This window comes from Niabella hirudinis (genome assembly GCF_051201075.1).
Taxonomy (GTDB): Bacteria; Bacteroidota; Bacteroidia; order Chitinophagales; family Chitinophagaceae; genus Niabella; species Niabella hirudinis.
Genome location: NZ_JBPEHJ010000004.1, coordinates 451,490 through 469,540, shown reverse-complemented (window position 1 = coordinate 469,540; position 18,051 = coordinate 451,490). Strand labels below are relative to the sequence as shown.

General features: G+C 47.1%; 10 protein-coding genes. 8 read left to right on the top strand and 2 right to left on the bottom strand.

The annotated features are described in order from the left end of the window. Positions 1 to 145: 145 nt before the first annotated feature. Positions 146 to 1,627 carry a hypothetical protein gene (locus tag GGU45_RS10875; protein WP_435224637.1) on the bottom strand — a complete coding sequence of 494 codons (1,482 nt, stop codon included), beginning with the start codon at positions 1,625 to 1,627 and terminating at the stop codon, positions 146 to 148. A 182-nt stretch (positions 1,628 to 1,809) separates the two neighbouring features. Here GGU45_RS10875 and rbsK point away from each other — a divergent pair, with 182 nt between their 5' ends. From rbsK to GGU45_RS10840, 7 genes are all read left to right on the top strand, one after another. Further along, on the top strand, positions 1,810 to 2,733 hold the full coding sequence (rbsK, locus tag GGU45_RS10870) for a ribokinase (RefSeq protein ID WP_435224635.1): 924 nt from the start codon (positions 1,810 to 1,812) through the stop codon (positions 2,731 to 2,733). 95 nt (positions 2,734 to 2,828) lie between these two features. Then, positions 2,829 to 3,830 (top strand): GRP family sugar transporter, encoded by a 1,002-nt coding sequence (locus GGU45_RS10865; protein WP_435224633.1) that lies wholly within the window; start codon positions 2,829 to 2,831, stop codon positions 3,828 to 3,830. 150 nt (positions 3,831 to 3,980) lie between these two features. Beyond that, positions 3,981 to 7,232 (top strand): SusC/RagA family TonB-linked outer membrane protein, encoded by a 3,252-nt coding sequence (locus tag GGU45_RS10860; protein ID WP_435224631.1) that lies wholly within the window; start codon positions 3,981 to 3,983, stop codon positions 7,230 to 7,232. A 10-nt stretch (positions 7,233 to 7,242) separates the two neighbouring features. Beyond that, positions 7,243 to 9,009, top strand: a complete 1,767-nt coding sequence (locus tag GGU45_RS10855) for a RagB/SusD family nutrient uptake outer membrane protein (protein ID WP_435224629.1) — start codon at positions 7,243 to 7,245, stop codon at positions 9,007 to 9,009. Between the two features lie 29 nt (positions 9,010 to 9,038). Beyond that, complete coding sequence (locus tag GGU45_RS10850) at positions 9,039 to 10,049, top strand: nucleoside hydrolase (protein ID WP_435224628.1); 1,011 nt, start codon at positions 9,039 to 9,041, stop codon at positions 10,047 to 10,049. A 98-nt stretch (positions 10,050 to 10,147) separates the two neighbouring features. Beyond that, on the top strand, positions 10,148 to 11,692 hold the full coding sequence (locus GGU45_RS10845) for an alpha-N-arabinofuranosidase (RefSeq protein ID WP_435224626.1): 1,545 nt from the start codon (positions 10,148 to 10,150) through the stop codon (positions 11,690 to 11,692). 51 nt (positions 11,693 to 11,743) lie between these two features. Continuing rightward, positions 11,744 to 14,116 (top strand): beta-L-arabinofuranosidase domain-containing protein, encoded by a 2,373-nt coding sequence (locus GGU45_RS10840; RefSeq protein WP_435224624.1) that lies wholly within the window; start codon positions 11,744 to 11,746, stop codon positions 14,114 to 14,116. A gap of 111 nt (positions 14,117 to 14,227) precedes the next feature. Here the strand turns inward: GGU45_RS10840 and GGU45_RS10835 are convergent, their stop codons facing one another. Continuing rightward, entirely contained in the window at positions 14,228 to 15,316 is a 1,089-nt protein-coding gene (locus tag GGU45_RS10835) for an acyltransferase family protein (protein ID WP_435224622.1), read from the bottom strand. 274 nt (positions 15,317 to 15,590) lie between these two features. On the opposite strand from GGU45_RS10835, the gene GGU45_RS10830 reads away from it, so the two are divergent. Then, on the top strand, positions 15,591 to 18,047 hold the full coding sequence (locus GGU45_RS10830) for a glycoside hydrolase family 2 TIM barrel-domain containing protein (RefSeq protein ID WP_435224620.1): 2,457 nt from the start codon (positions 15,591 to 15,593) through the stop codon (positions 18,045 to 18,047). Positions 18,048 to 18,051: the final 4 nt, after the last annotated feature.

Sequence of the window (18,051 nt, the reverse complement as noted above, 5' to 3'; positions counted from 1 at the left end):
TTTAACCGCGATGAACGCAATGAATGCGCTAAGGTCGCAATGACAGCCATCCTGGTGAACCTTGCGTGGCCCTTGCGACCGTTGCGGTTAAAATTCAATCGTCCTGTTCCCGGACATTGCTAAAAGTTAAGAAAACTGCCGTTTGCTATGATACAAACCTGGACAACACCCATGCCGCAAAATCAAAATAGCTAAGGACGCTGTTTTCCGCCGGGTTCTTATGAATGGCAGCAATAAGAGCTGTAAGTTTTCCTGCCTGCTGCCGGTTCCGGAACGCTGAATTTTGCCAGGGATGCAATGCAATGGCTTTGAAGAGCAGTTTTTCAATATTAGGGATACCGGATGGCCGCGATGCCGTAAAGCGCTTGTAAGACCTAACCTCATAATCAAGATACTCCAGATCCCTGGATTCATAATGTAATACGATATTAAAGCATCGGCAGATATTGTAAAAGGAGCTATGGGCAGGTTGCCGGGCTGTAATAACAGGCGTCAGTATTTTTTTTGCTTTACCCGGCTGTTGATTTTTATAATAGATCAATGAGTAACAGAACAGGAGCTTTAATTGCTTTTGTGGATGCACAGATGGAAATTCGCTGAGTATCAAAGGAGAAACAGACCGGATCTGCTCTAAGGCTCTTTCCCAGGCGCCGTTCCCGACCATTACCTCCAATTCAAATAACAGGGCAGTTTTTCTGACAAGACAGTTGAAATAGTCGGGGTATTCTTTATGCTCTAACAGCGAAAGCTTTTTGATGAAATAAGGCATTTTGTCGAATGCCTGAACCGCTTTTAAATTTTCCAGTAAACCGTCCAATGTATCATAATAATCCAACGGAGGATGTTGCAAAGGAATTTTATTCTTTTCAAATAACCCGTTCAGCAGGTAAAATGTCTTCAATGCCGCATTATAGTTTCCCGTATGGCTGAAATAAAAAGATTGAAATAAGAGATGCAGCTTTTGCGACTCCGGATTCTGTTTTACCCGGTTATTAATAATAGCCATTTCTTCAAGCAGCAGATCATCAAAACCAGCGGCGGTAGTTGGGCTTTCGCCCGGTGCTGAATGAATGAGCCGGTGTTTTAATAGTTCATAAAGCGCGTAGTGCTCCTGGAGGCTCCTGGTATTTTTTAACAGCTCCCTGGCCGTTTGCTGCCCGGCAATCAATTGTTTTTCTGAAACGTCTTTGAAGTTTGTTTCGGAGAGATGGCGGAGCTCTTCGCGCTTAAGGATATACTGTAACAGAAAATCATCGGTGGCCGCAGCACCCGATAGCAGAACCCGGGCCTGTTTTATTGCCTGGTTGGGCAGGTTCCGTTGCCGGAGGGTTTTAACCTTCATCATGCCATACAGCAGCAGCAGCCCCGTATCGTTTTTTAACTGGTTCCTTACAAGCATATCGCATAGCAATTTGTGCAGGTATTGTGTTGCCATGTTTAAAGATGCGGCCGGGCATATTTTTTTGAAAGACGCTTTTATAACTGCAGGGTCTCCCGCCTGTGTAACCAGATCAAAAAGCTGCAGGTACACTTTCCCCTTCTGCGATTTTCGGGTAATGAGTTTGAACTGCCGCTTTTCCGCAACTGATAAAGTACTTACCAACTCAATAATGGATACTAAGTTCATAATTATCCTGTTTACACGGGTTTCTTATTTATAATTTATTGATATATAATGTATTGTTATCTTATTATTGGTGTTTTACCCGATTTGTAATTATTAAATTTAATTAAACTTTGCTTTAAATAAGGTTTTTAAAGCTTTAATTTCATTTCTATATTAGTTTTTGAAAAATAATAAAGCGAGATATGCCTGCCAGAAAAATAGCGATTGTCGGAAGTACAAATATGGATATGGTGGTAAAAGCGGAACGGATACCGGTTCCGGGAGAAACCACGCTGGCCAGCCAGTTTTTTATGAATCCCGGTGGAAAAGGTGCCAACCAGGCTGTAACAGTAGCCCGGCTGGGTGGTGAAGCCCTGTTCTTTACAAAAGTGGGGAATGATGTATTTGGCCGCCAGGCTTCCAGATTATTTGATGAAGAAGGAATCGATTCCCGTTTTATGTTGGAAGATCCCGAGCTTCCATCCGGAGTTGCCCTGATCACCGTAGATAAAGAGGGCGAAAATAGTATTGTGGTAAGCCAGGGCGCTAATAAAGCCCTGTTACCTGAGGATTTTACAGAGCCCCTGCTGCTTGAACTGGAGCAATGTAAAATGGTATTAATGCAGTTTGAAATACCTATGGAAACCGTACACTTTATAGCCCGGCATGCTGCATCCAAAGGATTAAAGGTGATTATAAATCCGGCTCCTGTGCAGGAGCTGCCCGAGAGTTTATACCCCTGCATCGATATCCTTACGCCCAACAAAATTGAGGCGGGGCTGCTGGCAAAGGTTAATATAAAAGATACGGAAACCGCGAAGACCGCCGCAGGAGTGCTCCTGGCTAAGGGAATTAAAAAGGTCATAATTACACTGGGCGCAGAGGGCGCGTTAATAGGTGATGATAACGGAATGAAACTGATCCCCGCTGTAAAAGTGAACCCGGTAGATACAACGGCCGCGGGAGATGTATTTAACGGCGCTTTGGTGGTGGCATTGGCCAATGGAAAGCCGGTTGCAGATGCCACCCGGTTCGCCTGCAGGGCTGCCGCTATTTCCACAACCCGCCAGGGTGCACAGGCATCGATACCCTACTATAATGAAGTAATTGCAGAAGTTATAAGATAGCTGCAGTAACGAATAGCAGGTATAGCGGACAGGGAACGGAGCAATCCGTATTGTTGAGCCAACGAATAACGATTGAATAAAAAGAACATTTCTTTATGTATATAGTAGATAATTACCAGCTGGCAGTGCTATTTTGTATAGTAACCATGCTTTGTTGGGGCTCCTGGGCCAATACGCAAAAAATGGCCGGTAAAAACTGGCGGTATGAATTTTTTTACTGGGATTATGTCATCGGAATGGTGATCTTTTCGCTGCTGGCTGCTTTTACATTAGGAAGTCATGGACAGGGCGGACGGAGCTTTGAAACAGACCTTCTGCAGGCAAGCGGCTCAAATATTGCCAGCGCATTGGTTGGCGGTGTTGTCTTTAATGCCGCAAATATCCTTTTATCCGCGGCAATTGCCATAGCCGGTATGGCGGTAGCATTTCCTATAGGGATCGGACTGGCCCTGGTTATTGGAGTACTGGTAAATTATATGACCCTGCCTAAAGGAAATGCCGCCCTGCTGTTTACAGGAACAGTATTGGTCATCATTGCGGTGATACTGAATTCGATTGCTTACAAAACCAAAACCCGCCATACCGCCGTTTCTATGAAGGGACTTGTGCTTTCGGTAATAGCCGGAATCCTGATGGCGTTCTTTTACCGGTTCATTGCAGCGTCTATGGATCTGAATGATTTTATGAAACCGGAAGCCGGAAAAATGACTCCATATACGGCATCTGTAATATTTGCAGCCGGTGTTTTAGGGAGTAATTTCCTGTTTAATACCATCTTAATCAAAAAGCCTTTTATTGGCAGTCCCGGTAGCTACGCCGACTATTTTAAGGGAAGGCTGCGTTATCATATTCCAGGCATTGTTGGAGGAGGAATCTGGGGACTTGGCAACCTGTTTAACCTTATTGCTGCCGGAAAAGCGGGGCCTGCCATTTCATACGGACTGGGGCAGGGCGCCACCCTGGTTGCCGCATTATGGGGCGTATTTGTTTGGAAAGAGTTTAAGGGAGCACCGGCTTCAGTATCTAAAATACTTTTTATAATGTTTGCATTATTTGTTGCAGGCCTGGTACTGATTATAAAGGCAGGAAATGGATAACAGAAACAACACGATTTGTTAACGCGGTATTCATCGGATTTTATAATATGGACGATAGTTTTGCAACCGCGAAATTTTAAGGATAGCAATACAACAGGTATTCTTTAAACCTCATTGAACAGTTCATTTTTTTAACCAAAAAGGAATAAGATGCTCAGGGAAGTAAGTTTTAAAAACGGGATAAAATCCTTTTGTCTTTTATGTGTAGTGTTGAGTCTTACACTCCATAGTCTCGCCCAGGATAAAAGCAGATCCATTAACGGGGTTGTCAGTGATAAGGAAGGGCATGGAGTGCCCAATGCCACCATTGCCATAAAAAGCACGAATAATGCTTTTTCGAAACAGGCCCTTGCCGATGACCAGGGACGGTTCTTTTTTTCGGGATTGAAAGAAGGGGTGTATGAGCTCCAGGTATCTTCAATCGGGTATGAGCCGCTTTCGGTAGCAAATGTTGCCTATGACGGCATACATCCGCTGAGGTTGTCATATACACTAGCACCCGCGGCAAATCAGCTGGCAGATGTGGTGGTAGTAGGTTATGGTACGCAAAAGAAGATCAACCTTACCGGTGCGGTGGATCAGCTGAGCGGCGAAGCCCTTGAGGGCCGTGTACAGCCTTCCATTACGCAGATGCTGCAGGGGGCAATACCCAACCTAAATGTAAATCCGCTCGATGGAAAGCCGAACAGGGATGTATCTTATAATATCCGGGGGGCAACTTCAGTAGGACAGGGCGGAAGCGCCCTGATCCTGATCGATGGCGTTGAGGGCGACCCTTCGACATTAAACCCCAATGACGTGGAATCAGTTACGGTATTGAAAGATGCGGCATCTGCGGCCGTGTATGGGTCCAAAGGTACCTTTGGTGTAGTGCTGATTACAACAAAGAACGCAAAGAAAGGCAAGGCTTCCGTTACCTATTCAGGAAGCGCTTCTATTCAAAAACAGGCAACCAGGCCCAGCTTTGTAACGGATGGTTATGACTATGCTTCCCATTTTTACGAAGCCTATAACTCCTGGAATAACTACTCATCAGTGCCGGCGAAATTGAATAAAACTCAAATCTTCACATTAGATTGGCTGGAAGAATTTAAAAAAAGAAAAGAACAGGGTATTACAGAAACAACCACGGTGGATGCCAAGGGCAATTATGTGTATTATGGTAATGAAGATTACTACGGAACCCTGTTAAAAAAATCGACGTTCACCCAACAGCATAATCTTTCGGTGAGCGGTACTTCCGATAAGTTTGAGTACTACCTGTCCGGTCGTTATTTTGCCAGCGATGGTATTTACAACTATAGTCCGGATTTGTATAAGAATTACAGCATGCGGGCAAAACAAGGGCTGCAGGTAACGGATTGGTTAAAGATTTTAAATAATATGGATTATTCTTATTATTCCTACAGGGATCCCATCACAGCCGGAGAGGGAGGTGTTATCTGGAGGAATATTGCCGATGAAGGCCATCCCACTTCACCTATTTTTAACCCGGATGGTACTTTCAGTTATTCCGCCGCATATACCGTTGGGGATTTCATATATGGAAAGAATGTGCGCAATAATGTGGGATCCAATCTCCGCAACACCACCAGCTTTGAAACAAAATTTTTCAACAACAGCTTTCATATCAAAGGGGATTTTACTTTTCGCTCTCAGAAGTACGAGCTTACCCGGGTGCGGGTTCCCGTACCTTACAGCGTAAAAGAAGGTCAGGTACTATTCCTGCAAACATCTACCAATGATAACATTTATACAGCGGATCAGCGTTGGAATTATTTAACGGCCAACCTGTATGCTGATTATGAAAAGCGCTTTGCAAAGCATTATATAAAAGGGCTGTTGGGGTATAACTATGATCAAAGAGTGTATTCTTCAAAGTATATCACAAAGAATGGATTATTGTCACCCGAAACGGAGAATATCAATCTTGCACTGGGAAATTCCGTTACGGCAACCGGCGGATATAATAAATACCGGACCAACGGCATCTTTTACCGCCTGAACTATATTTTTGATGAGCGCTACCTCCTTGAAGTGAACGGCCGCTATGATGGTTCCTCCAAGTTTCCCAGCAATGAGCAGTGGGGATTCTTCCCTTCCGTATCTGCCGGCTGGCGCATTTCGCGGGAACATTTCTGGAATGTGAGCCCTTCCATTATTTCTGATCTGAAGCTGAGGGGATCCTATGGTGCGCTGGGCAATGGAAATATTGAACCATATTCCTACCTTGAGAATTTTGGGATCAGTACCTCCGGCCGGATTTTAAACGGAGTCAGGAACCCGCAAACCAGCGCACCGGGCGTTATACCCGATAACCTTACCTGGGAGACGGCGCAAACCGCCAACTATGGATTGGATATCGCCTTTCTGAAGAACCGGCTTACATTTACCGGGGATTATTATATCCGGAAAACGCTTAATATGTATACCGTTGGCCAAACCCTGCCCGATGTGTTTGGCGCCAGCTCTCCCAAAGGAAACTATGCAGACATGACAACAAAGGGCTTTGAAATTTCACTGGGGTACACCGATTTTTTCCTCGTAGCCAACAAGCCCTTTAACTATAATGTTAAAGCCACACTGGCCGATAACCATTCCCGTATCGACCGGTATAATAATACAACCGGAGGTTTGGGCGATTATTATGCAGGACAACAGATCGGCGAGATATGGGGCTATGTAACACAGGGGCTTTTTCAAAACCAGGAAGAAATTGATAAAGCGCCCAAACAGCCACTTATAAAATCCTCCAGTTCCGGAAAAATATATCCGGGAGACATCCGGTTTGCCGATTTAGATAACAGTGGCACTATTGACTATGGTACCAATACCATTTACAACCACGGCGATAAAACAATAATCGGTAATAAAACGCCCCGTTATTTATACAGCGCTATGGTTAACCTCGACTGGAACAATATCTACTTTTCCGCTTTTGTTCAGGGGGTAGGCAAACAGAACTGGTACCCCAGCAACGAGTCTATTTTTTGGGGACAGTATAACCGGCCTTATAATAACCTGCCCACATGGCATGTAAACAATTACTGGACGGCTGATAACCCGAATGGGTATCTGCCGCGGTATGCAGGGTATAACGAGTCGCTGAAGCTTAACGCGCAAACCCGGTACCTGCAGGATGTTTCCTATACGCGGCTAAAAAACATTCAGGTAGGATATAGCCTGCCAGCGGCAATGGTAAAGCGGATAGGACTTCAAACGGTTCGTGTAGGCCTGTCGGGTGAGAACCTGCTCACCTGGTCGCCCTTGTATAAGCGTACAAAAGATATTGATGTTACCAATATTGGAAACTCAGATCCGGATGTGAGCAGCGGTTACGGGGATGGGTTCAACTACCCAACGATGAAGAGTTACAGTTTGAACATTTTGATTACACTATAAACAGAAAAAGATGAAAAAGCTACTATATATATGTTCGTTTTTGGCGATCCTTTTTTCTTCCTGCCAAATGGAAGAGCTTCCAGAAGCAACGGCGTCTGTAAAAGATGTTTTTGGCAGCGAAAACGGGATGAAAACCTACAGCTACTCTTTTTATAATATGCTGCCTTCCGGAACCAATGCTTATGAAATGGACGCCATGGCCGATTATGGAGGTGTGAACAATCTGAACGCCTTTATAAGAGAAGGCGCCTACAGCGCAGAGAACAGCACGGGCTGGGACTGGGGCAATCTACGGAACGTTAATTATTTTATCGAGAATGCGCAGAAAGCCAATGTGACCGATGCCGTAAAGAATAATTACCTGGGAATTGCCCGTTTTTTCAGGGCGTATTTTTACCTGGATAAATTGACCCGTTTTGGAGAAGTGCCCTGGATCGATCATCCGCTTCAGGTAACGGAAGATGATATCTTGTACGGCCAAAGGGACTCACGCACTGTTATTATTGACCATATTATTGAGGACCTTGATTTTGCATATCAAAACGTGACTGCGGCAACTTCTGATGGATCATTGATCACAAAATGGACGGCCCTGGGATTGAAGACAAGAGCCGCATTGTATGAAGCTTCCTTCCGTAAATATCACACGGAGCTGTCACTTGCCAACACTGCCGATAAATACTATCAGTATGTTGTAGATGCCGCAACGGAGCTGATGAAAAAGGGACCTTATACCATTTACAACGGAAGTGGCCCGCAGGCATCTCAAAGGCAGCTTTTTATTTCTGATAAACCCGTCACTTCGGAAGTAATGCTGGCCGTAGTATTGAGTAAGGATCTGGCTGTTTTGGGGGATGCAAACTGGTGGTGGACCTCGGCTACTTACGGACCGCGTTACAGCCTGGTGCGCCCGTTTATGAATACCATATTAAACAGGGATGGAACACCTTACACCAGCCGTGCCGGCTATAAAACGGAAACCTTTTACCAGGAATGCCAGGACCGGGATTTTCGGTTGAGCCAGCTGATCCGCACCCCCGGATATACCCGCAACGGCAGTGCGGCGCCTCCTAACTTTGCCAGCTATTCCTACACCGGATACCAGCCCATAAAGTATACATTGGATGACGGTTATTATGATAACGGCGGATATAATACCAATAGCCTCCCATTGATGCGATATGCCGAAGTACTGTTGAATTTTGCCGAAGCAAAGGCAGAGCTTGGCACGCTTACCAATGAGGATTGGAGCAAGTCTATAGGTGAACTGAGAAAGCGTGCAGGTGTTACCGGTGGTTTAACGGAGAAGCCTACAGTGGCAGATACATATTTGCAGCAAACATTTTTTCCGGGTATCACAGATCCGGTAATATTGGAGATCCGCCGGGAGCGCCAGGTAGAACTGGCATTGGAAGGCTTTCGGTTTGACGATCTGAAGCGTTGGAAAAGAGGTGAACTGATGGCTACACTGGAATGGAGCGGCATCTACGTACCGGCTTTAAACGCCTTGATGGATTTAGACCAGGACGGTGTTTTTGATGTTGTTTTTTACGATGGAGCGCAAAGCGGCCCTACGATTGAAGTACCCAAAGGATGCGCCAAAATACCCATCGGCGGCAAGAGCACAAATTACCTTACGCTTACGGCCGATAAGCACCTGGAGTGGTTCAAATCACAAACCCGCACCTGGTATCCGGATGGCCGCCAGTATTACTACCCCATACCGGCACCGGCCATTGTGAAAAATAAGAACCTGACACAAAACCCGGGATGGTGATCTGGGTTGGAGACTAAAATAAATGAACGATGAACATACGAAAGATGACCATTTATCCGCTGCTGTGCCTGTTGCTTTATAGCGTTCCGGCGCACAGCTTTGCGGAAGAAGCGGCCCGGAACAGCCAGAAGCTGCGGGTTATTTTTGATACCGACATGGGGCCCGATTATGATGATGTAGGCGCCATTGCCATGCTGCACGCTTTTGCGGATAGCGGTTATGTAACTATTTTAGGAACCATTGCCTGTACAAAGTACGAGGGGGTGGCAAGTGTGTTGAATATTTTCAATACCTATTTTAAGAGGCCCGGTATTCCGGTGGGCGTACCAAAGCAATGGGCTTATCCGGAAAAAGACCAGCAGCACTGGACCGACTCGTTAAGGGCTTACTATCCGCATACGATAAAAAAGAATGCCGAGGCTCCGGATGCCGTAAGTCTGTACCGGAAAATACTGGCGGGGCAGCCGGATAACAGTGTAACCATTATTACCGTAGGATTTTTTACCAACCTGAACAATCTGCTAAAGACGGGTCCTGACCAATATTCGCGGTTAAGCGGATTAGCGCTGGTAAAAAAGAAAGTAAAGAACCTGGTGAGTATGGCCGGAAAATTTCCGGAAGGAAAGGAATTTAATGTATATAAAGATGCTGCTGCCGCATACGAGCTTTTTAAAGTATGGCCCAAACCCGTATTGTTCACTGGTTGGGAGATCGGTCAGCAGATCCGGACGGGGCTGAAACTAATCAATGATGCATCCATAAGGAACAGCCCGGTAAAAGATGCATACCGGATATCCATACCCCAGGCCGCATCTGATCATAATGGGCGCATGAGCTGGGATCAGACAGCTGTATTGATAGCGGTTAAAGGCTATCGCGATTTTTTTGAGATCCGGAAAGGAGCTATTCAGGTAGCGAAGGACGGTAGCAATAAATGGGAGCATAAGCCTGATGGATCAGCGGCCTATGTTACCCCGCGGATGCCTTATGAACGGCTTGCTGCATATATAGAACGATGGATGATGCACCGGCCTATGTGACCTGCAAAAAGTATTTGGAGTAATCCGGGGGAAGCTGTATTTTTAGTTTCTTTATAATTGTTTTTTTGACAATTAATAGAGGAGTTAAAAACGATAAAATGAAACGAAGCCTGCTTTTTTTTGTATGCCTGCCGGTTGTTATGCTTTTGAATGCACAGCGGGAGGCCACAGTTACCCTTCAGCTAAAAGATACGCAAACCACCATCAGCCGCCATATTTACGGCCATTTTTCGGAACATCTGGGTCGCTGTATTTATGACGGTTTTTGGGTAGATCCGGCTATGAATGTCCCCAAAAAAGACCGGATCCGGTTGGATGTAGTGGAGGCGCTTAAACGTATCCGGATTCCTAACCTGCGCTGGCCGGGTGGCTGCTTTGCCGATGAATACCACTGGCGCGATGGTATAGGAGAGCGCAGCAAACGGCCCAAAATGATCAACACGCATTGGGGCGGCGTTACGGAAGATAATAGTTTCGGCACCCATGAGTTCCTGGAGCTTTGTGCCTTGCTGGGCACCGAACCCTATATAGCGGGGAATGTAGGCAGCGGCACGGTAGAGGAAATGTCGAAATGGGTGGAATATTTAAATGCGGACGGCGATACGCCCCTGACCAGGCTGCGGAAAGAGAACGGCCGGGATCAGCCCTGGAAAGTAGGCTTCTGGGGCGTAGGCAATGAAAGCTGGGGTTGCGGTGGCAATATGACTCCGGAATATTATGCAGGCGAATTCAGGCGCTATGCCACTTTTGCAAGAAATTACCCCGGCGCCCCCCTGAAGAAAATTGCGGGCGGAGCCAATTCGGCGGATTATAACTGGACGGAAGTACTGATGAAAAGCATACCCCGCAATATGATGTGGGGACTTAGTTTGCACCATTATACCGTACCCACCGGCAAATGGAACCAGAAAGGATCTGCCACCAGCTTTGATGAAAAGGAGTATTTCAATACCATGAAGAACTGTCTCTTTATGGAGGAACTGGTAACAAAACATGCGGCCATCATGGACCGGTATGATCCGGAAAAAAAGGTGGCTCTGGTTGTGGATGAATGGGGTATCTGGACCGATGTAGAACCCGGAACCAATCCCGGTTTTTTGTATCAGCAAAACAGCCTCCGGGATGCGCTGATTGCCGCTACCACGCTGAATATTTTTAATAACCATGCAGACCGTGTTCGAATGGCGAATCTTGCACAAACGGTCAATGTGCTGCAGGCATTGATCCTGACAAAGGGCGCCGATATGCTGCTGACGCCCACTTATTATGTATTTGATATGTACCAGCAGCATAAGGATGCGCGGCTGGTGCCGCTAAAGATCACAACCCCGGATTATGCAAATGGTACCCAACGGATCCCGGCGGTGAATGCTTCGGCCTCTCTGGATGCAAAAGGAAGGCTGTATATTACACTGGTGAACATTGATCCGGAAAACGATATTACGATACATACCGCATTGCCCGGGGCGGGTTACAAAAACGCCGTAGGCAAGCTGCTCCGCTCCGCGGCATTTACCGATGTAAACAGTTTTGAGAATAAAACCAAAGTGGTTCCTGTTGCGTTTAAAGGGGCACAGCTAAAACCAGGTGAGCTGATGGTAAAGCTTCCCCGGCTTTCAATAGTCAGTCTTTTACTGAATTAAAGGGCTTCTGTTGCCTGAGAAGCTTTTTGTTAAAATATCCTGTTCCCTATTATGAAGATCTTTTGGTTATACAAGCGCTTTCTAATCCTTATACCGCTGCTTTTGTCCGTGGGCGGCGTGCAGGGACAAGTTCGCCAGGCCAGTTTTCCTTTATCGGCCGTTCAGCTGTCGGAAAGCTTCTTTAAAGCAGCGCAGCAAACGGACCTGAACTATATTTTATCCCTGGAGCCGGATCGGCTGCTGGCGCCGTTTTTAAAGGAGGCGGGTCTGAAGCCCAGGGCGAAAAATTATGGCAACTGGGAAAGCTCGGGTTTGGACGGGCATATTGGCGGGCATTACCTGTCAGCGCTTTCCAATATGTTTGCGGCAACAAAAGATACCGGTATATGGCGCCGGCTCAACTATATGATTGATGAGCTGGAACGCTGCCAGCAGCAGCATGGAAATGGATATCTTGGTGGTATACCGGGCGGCGATACCCTGTGGAAGGATATTGCCGCAGGAAAGATAACGGCGGGCAGCTTTTCTCTAAATGGGAAATGGGTGCCCTGGTATAACCTGCATAAGTTGTTTTCGGGTCTTATAGATGCTTATCGCATTGCCGGTATTGCAAAAGCAAAGCCCATGCTGGCAGCACTTTCTGGCTGGTGCCTGCAACTTGTTTCGGGCTTGTCGGATGCACAGATCCAGCGTATGTTGCAATGCGAGCATGGCGGCATGAATGAAGCGCTTGCGGACGCGGCCGCTATTACCGGCGATGACCGTTACCTGCAGCTGGCAAAAAGATTCTCACATCAACTAATACTGGAGCCGTTGCTCCGCCACCGGGATATGCTTACCGGTATGCATGCCAATACCCAAATACCAAAAGTGATCGGGTTTATGCGGATCGCAACACTAACCGGTAACAGTGATTGGGCCGATGCCGCAGACTTTTTCTGGCAGACGGTTGTAAAAAACCGGTCGGTATCTTTTGGTGGCAATAGCGTGCGCGAGCATTTTAACCCGGTAGATGATTTTTCCTCAATGCTCGAATCCAGGGAGGGCCCCGAAACCTGCAACTCCTATAACATGCTGAAATTATCAAAGCAGCTTTTCCTGCAGCATCCGTCTGCAGCTTATATGGACTATTACGAACGCACGGTTTACAATCATATCCTTTCATCTCAAAACCCCGCGGGGGGATTTGTTTACTTTACACCCATTCGCCCGGGGCATTACCGGGTATATTCAAAAGCTCAGGAAGACTTTTGGTGCTGTGTTGGGTCGGGATTGGAAAATCACGGAAAATACGGGGAAATGATCTATACTCACCGGGGCGCAGATCTGTATGTAAACCTGTTTATTCCTTCGGTTTTAAACTGGCAGGAAAAAGGCCTCCGGTTGATACAGGAAACACGCTTTCCCTATGAAGCTGCCACCCATATTAAGCTGGAGACCGGCCGGCCTCAGCGGTTCCGCCTGTACCTACGCAAACCGCACTGGGTGCGGGAAAGCGGGCTGCAGTTGCTGGTTAATGGCAGGCTACAGCAGGTAGCGGCAGACAGCAATTCTTATGTTTCAATCGATCGTGTGTGGGAGCGGGGCGATGTGGTTACCGTACAGCTTCCAATGCATACCGAAGCCGAACAGTTGCCTGATCATTCGCCCTGGGTTTCCTTTACACATGGCCCCATTGTGCTGGCTGCTGCCATAGATACGGCAGATAGTATCGGTTTCTATGCCGATGGGTCGCGCAGTGGTCATATAGCAAAAGGTCCCTTGCGGCCTTTGCAGGATGCACCGGTTTTTGTGGCACCGGCGTCTGCCCTCAGGCAGGCAATTGCACCGGTAAAGGGGCAGCAGATGCAATTTAAAATCTCCGGAACCGTGTACCCGAACCGTTACCGGGATTTGCGGCTGGTGCCTTTTTATACCCTGCACAATACACGGTATGTCCTTTATTGGCCTTTTACCACCCGGGAGGGCTTGCTGCAAAAACAAAAAGAAGTGTCCATACGTGAAGCTGCCAGGGCCCGCCTGGAGCAAAATACCATTGACCAGGTGCAGCCCGGAGAACAGCAGCCGGAGACAGACCATGGGTTTAAGGGACAGGCAACAGCATCCGGTATCCACAATGAACGGCATTGGCGGGATGCAACCGGCTGGTTTAGCTACGAACTGCGCAATGAAAAAAAAGAAGCCCGCAAACTACGCGTCACGTATTGGGGCGCCGATAAAGGGCGCCGGTTTCAGATCCGCGTCAATGGCCTGCTGCTGGCAACAGTTGTGCTTGATGGTACTGCTGGCGACCGGTTTATTGAAGTGGATTATCATCTGCCCGCATCGGTCAACACCGGGCAACCGCCTGTTTTAACGGTGAAGTTTGAGGCAGATCCGGGATCCGTTGCCGGCGGGGTCTTTGAAGTCCGGCTGATGAAGTAGCGGGGGATTGGTAAAATTGCTATTCCCGGCTGTCTTCCGCAGATCAATTGTAAAAAAACCATTAACGAAGATCCGTGGGCAACATAGTCGGTTCCTGGTGTCCTCCGCTTCTTATAATCTGAAGAATATTTTTTTCTTGTACAGGAAATAGCACATGCCCCATTCCAATGCAAAAATGCTGAGGCAGGTGATGAACTGCATTAACAGTGGAGGAATCTGTGCCAGCTCCATGAGCCCGTTGGTAACGGCTCCAACATACTCATTAAACCACCGGTGCCCCACTATCTCAAAGAAGAGATAAATAAAAATAGAATTCATACCCACCACCGTAAAAAAGAAAAGAAACCTGCGGTGGTTCTTAATGTCGATCCACCAGTAGCAGGCGGCCAGCCCCAGCAAACACCAGCCCAGCGATGCAAGCGTAAACGAAGTTGTAGCTATCCTTTTAATGATAGGAGTGATGTGCAGCCCGTCCATTCCAAAACCCAGCAAAAGACAAATGCCTGCCCATATCAGCAGTGTTTTTACTTTATCGTTACGATCGCTTAACAAAAGCTTACCAACCAATGCGCCGGCAATCGTATGTACGGCAGTGGGCAGGCAGTTGATGGCTACCCAGCCGCCGGAGTTGATCTTATTCATCAGCAGCAGGTCAACGTAATTGCCAAAATTGTGCTGATCTGTAAACGGCTGATCAAAACCAGGTATATGGGTAAAGCGGTATAGCGCTTCGGTAAGGAAAAGAATGGTAAAACATATAATTATTTGAGTACGGCTGCTGAAGCCGAAGATTAAAAATGCCAGCAGCATGGTAAAAGAAAGTTGTGTAAGCACGTCCCACAATTCGAACGACAATCCTGCTTTTCTTACAGCATAGTCCAATACCCCCCAAAAGAATAACCACCCGCTTCTTTTCAACGCCTTTTTAAAAGATCCGGACCATGGGATGCCATTTTGTTTTTGCCGGTGCAGCGAATAAGCCATGGCAGTACCGGCAATAAACATAAAACCCGGTTGGATCAGGTCCCAGAAACGGAGCCCGTTCCATGGATGGTGATCCAATTGGGTGGCCATATTGTAAAACCAGGTACCTTCAGAGCTATGTATCAGCAGGCGGTGGATGCCGGCACTCTCCAATGCCAGGAGTACCATAATGAAACCGCGCAAAAAATCGAGCGATAAAAGCCTTTTTGGGAGCATTGTAACAAGGGATTAAAGGTGAAACAAGATAATTACCGAAAAACTAAATAAAATTTTTGAAAAACAACCGGTCCCAGTTCAAAAATAGGGCATCGAAACATTACCGGGTCCTGCTTTATTGGAAGATTATGTGATGAACCGGTACATAGAAATAAAAATTACCGGCTTCCGGCCCCATGCTCCAAAATATTAGCCTCCGATAATAAATTGCAGCAAAATGAAGAATATCAATAAACAGGAGCTTATTTTGCAAACAGATTATAAAACTATGCGGATGAAAAAAATGAAAGCAGTCTTTTTGATGGGCATCGCAATATTATTGCTATGCAGCACTATTGCCTATTCCCAGCCCGGATTTGGCAAGGCAAAAAAAATAAATGAGGACTGGAATTTTGTGTTGAGCAACGATACTGCAGCATTACGGCCCGCCGCCGATCTACATTGGCAGCAGGTATCGCTTCCCCACGACTGGAGCGTGAGACAGCCGCTCAACCCAAAAAATGCCAGCAGTATGGGGTATTTGCCAGGTGGCATCGGCTGGTATAAAAAGTCCCTGGTCATTCCCAAACAAAATAACAGGATCTATATTTATTTTGAAGGGGTGTACAATCGCAGTGAAGTGTTCATTAATGGACGATTGATTGGTGAAAGGCCCAATGGGTACATCTCTTTTATGTACGATGTTACCCCCTATATTCGTTTTGATAAGGAAAATGAAATACTGGTACGCGTAGATCATCACCGCGCGGCAGATTCCCGCTGGTACACGGGTGCGGGCATTTACAGGGATGTGTGGCTGGTATCTGCACCTCCTGTGCATATTGCGCAGTGGGGCGTGTATGCCTATCCGGAGGTTGATAAAAATGCGGGTATCCTGAAGGTAGAGGTCCAGGTGGAAAATAATGAAAAGCAGTCGCGTTCTGTTACGGTAATAAATGAGTTATTGAACAGTAAAGGCAGGGTGGTTGCAAAGAGCAGCGATGCATTAAAAATAGATGCGGGCAGCCCCGGCCGGGTAGCTGCAGCATTAAACGTTGCGCGTCCGCAGTTGTGGAGTGTTGATGTGCCGGTATTGTACCAGCTCCGTACCCGTATTTTTATGGAAGGTAAACTCATTGATGCCACTACCACCACTACCGGCTTCCGGCAGCTGACCTTTGATGCTGATAAGGGTTTTGCGCTCAATGGCAAATGGATGAAGGTAAAAGGTGTTTGTTTGCATCACGATGCGGGCGTACTGGGCGCGGCTATGTATAAGGACGTATGGCGCCGCCGCTTGCTGAATTTAAAAGCGATAGGTGTCAATGCGGTAAGAACCAGTCATAATCCGCAGGCAACGGTGTTTTATGATCTTTGTGATGAGCTGGGCCTTTTGGTGATGAATGAAGCGTTTGATGAATGGGAATATCCCAAGCGGAAATGGCTGGAAGGCTGGAATGTGGGCAAGCCGGGCTTTGAGGGCACTTACGATTTTTTTGATGCGTGGGGAGCGCGGGACCTGGCCGATATGGTGCGGCGCGACCGGAATCATATTTCCGTTTTTGCCTGGAGTATCGGCAATGAAGTGGATTATCCCAACGATCCTTACTCGCACCCGGTGCTTAATGGTTCTTCCGAAAGCGGGTTTACTCAGAAGATATTCGGCGGCTATAAAAAAGAGGCGCCCGATGCTATGCGGTTAGGAGTGATCGCCAAAAAGCTGGCTGCCGTTGTACGGGAGTACGACCGCTCCCGCCCGGTAACGGCGGGCCTTGCAGGCGTTGCTATGTCGAACGAAACCGGGTATCCCGATGCATTGGATATTGCCGGATATAATTATACGGAAAGCCGTTATAACATCGATCATAAAAAATATCCGCAACGGGTGATCTTTGGCAGCGAAAATCGCCACGATCTCAGCGCCTGGAAAGCCGTTACGGAGAACCCGCATATTTTTGGGCAATTTCTTTGGACGGGCATCGACTATCTCGGTGAATCCGGCAGATGGCCATCGCGCGGTTTTTACTCCGGACTGCTGGACTTTGCCGGCTTTATCAAACCCAGAGGCTATTTCAGGCAATCGCTTTGGAGCAAAGCGCCCGTGATCTATTTAGGTACCTATCCCGTAAGAACCGGCAACCGCTCCGGGGATGTTTTGTCGCAGACAGAAGAGAAAAAAGAAGTGCCACTTTCAATGGACGCATGGCCGGGATGGAATTATAAGGAAGGACAAACGGTTCGTGTGGTATGTTATACCAATGCTGCAAAAGCCAGGCTGCTGCTGAATGGAAAACAGGTGGGCGGCATAAAGAGCTATGATCTCAAAACCGGGATTATTTATTGGGATATTCCGTACCTGCCGGGCGAATTAAAGGCGGAAGGTATGGATGCAGCTGACAAGGTTTTGTCTGTTTATCATATAAAAACTGCGGGCGATCCTTATGCTATAAAGGTGATTGATTACTCCGGCAAAGGCGGAGGCCCTATAGCGCAGGTGGCTGTTCAGGTAACAGATAAAAACGGTGTGCCGGTGGTAAATACGGACCAGGAGATCACCTGTACTATAACTGGTAATGGTACCTTGTTAGGGCTGGAGGCAGGTGATAATAGCGACATGGGGGACTATACCGACAATCAACAAAAAACATTTCGCGGCCGGTTGATGGCCTATGTTAAAAAGAAAGGAGGCAAGGGGTCTCTTAAGATAGTGTTTAATGCCCCCGGTCTGAAAGAAGCGGCAGTAGTGTTATAGCAAT

Bases quoted from the DNA above. Each gene is read 5' to 3' on its own strand.
- GGU45_RS10840 (WP_435224624.1), top strand. From the start codon at position 11,744: ATGAAGATCTTTTGGTTATACAAGCGCTTTCTAATCCTTATACCGCTG.
- GGU45_RS10855 (WP_435224629.1), top strand. From the start codon at position 7,243: ATGAAAAAGCTACTATATATATGTTCGTTTTTGGCGATCCTTTTTTCT.
- rbsK (WP_435224635.1), top strand. From the start codon at position 1,810: ATGCCTGCCAGAAAAATAGCGATTGTCGGAAGTACAAATATGGATATG.
- GGU45_RS10865 (WP_435224633.1), top strand. From the start codon at position 2,829: ATGTATATAGTAGATAATTACCAGCTGGCAGTGCTATTTTGTATAGTA.
- GGU45_RS10830 (WP_435224620.1), top strand. From the start codon at position 15,591: ATGAAAAAAATGAAAGCAGTCTTTTTGATGGGCATCGCAATATTATTG.
- GGU45_RS10835 (WP_435224622.1), bottom strand. From the start codon at position 15,316: ATGCTCCCAAAAAGGCTTTTATCGCTCGATTTTTTGCGCGGTTTCATT.
- GGU45_RS10850 (WP_435224628.1), top strand. From the start codon at position 9,039: ATGAACATACGAAAGATGACCATTTATCCGCTGCTGTGCCTGTTGCTT.
- GGU45_RS10845 (WP_435224626.1), top strand. From the start codon at position 10,148: ATGAAACGAAGCCTGCTTTTTTTTGTATGCCTGCCGGTTGTTATGCTT.
- GGU45_RS10875 (WP_435224637.1), bottom strand. From the start codon at position 1,627: ATGAACTTAGTATCCATTATTGAGTTGGTAAGTACTTTATCAGTTGCG.
- GGU45_RS10860 (WP_435224631.1), top strand. From the start codon at position 3,981: ATGCTCAGGGAAGTAAGTTTTAAAAACGGGATAAAATCCTTTTGTCTT.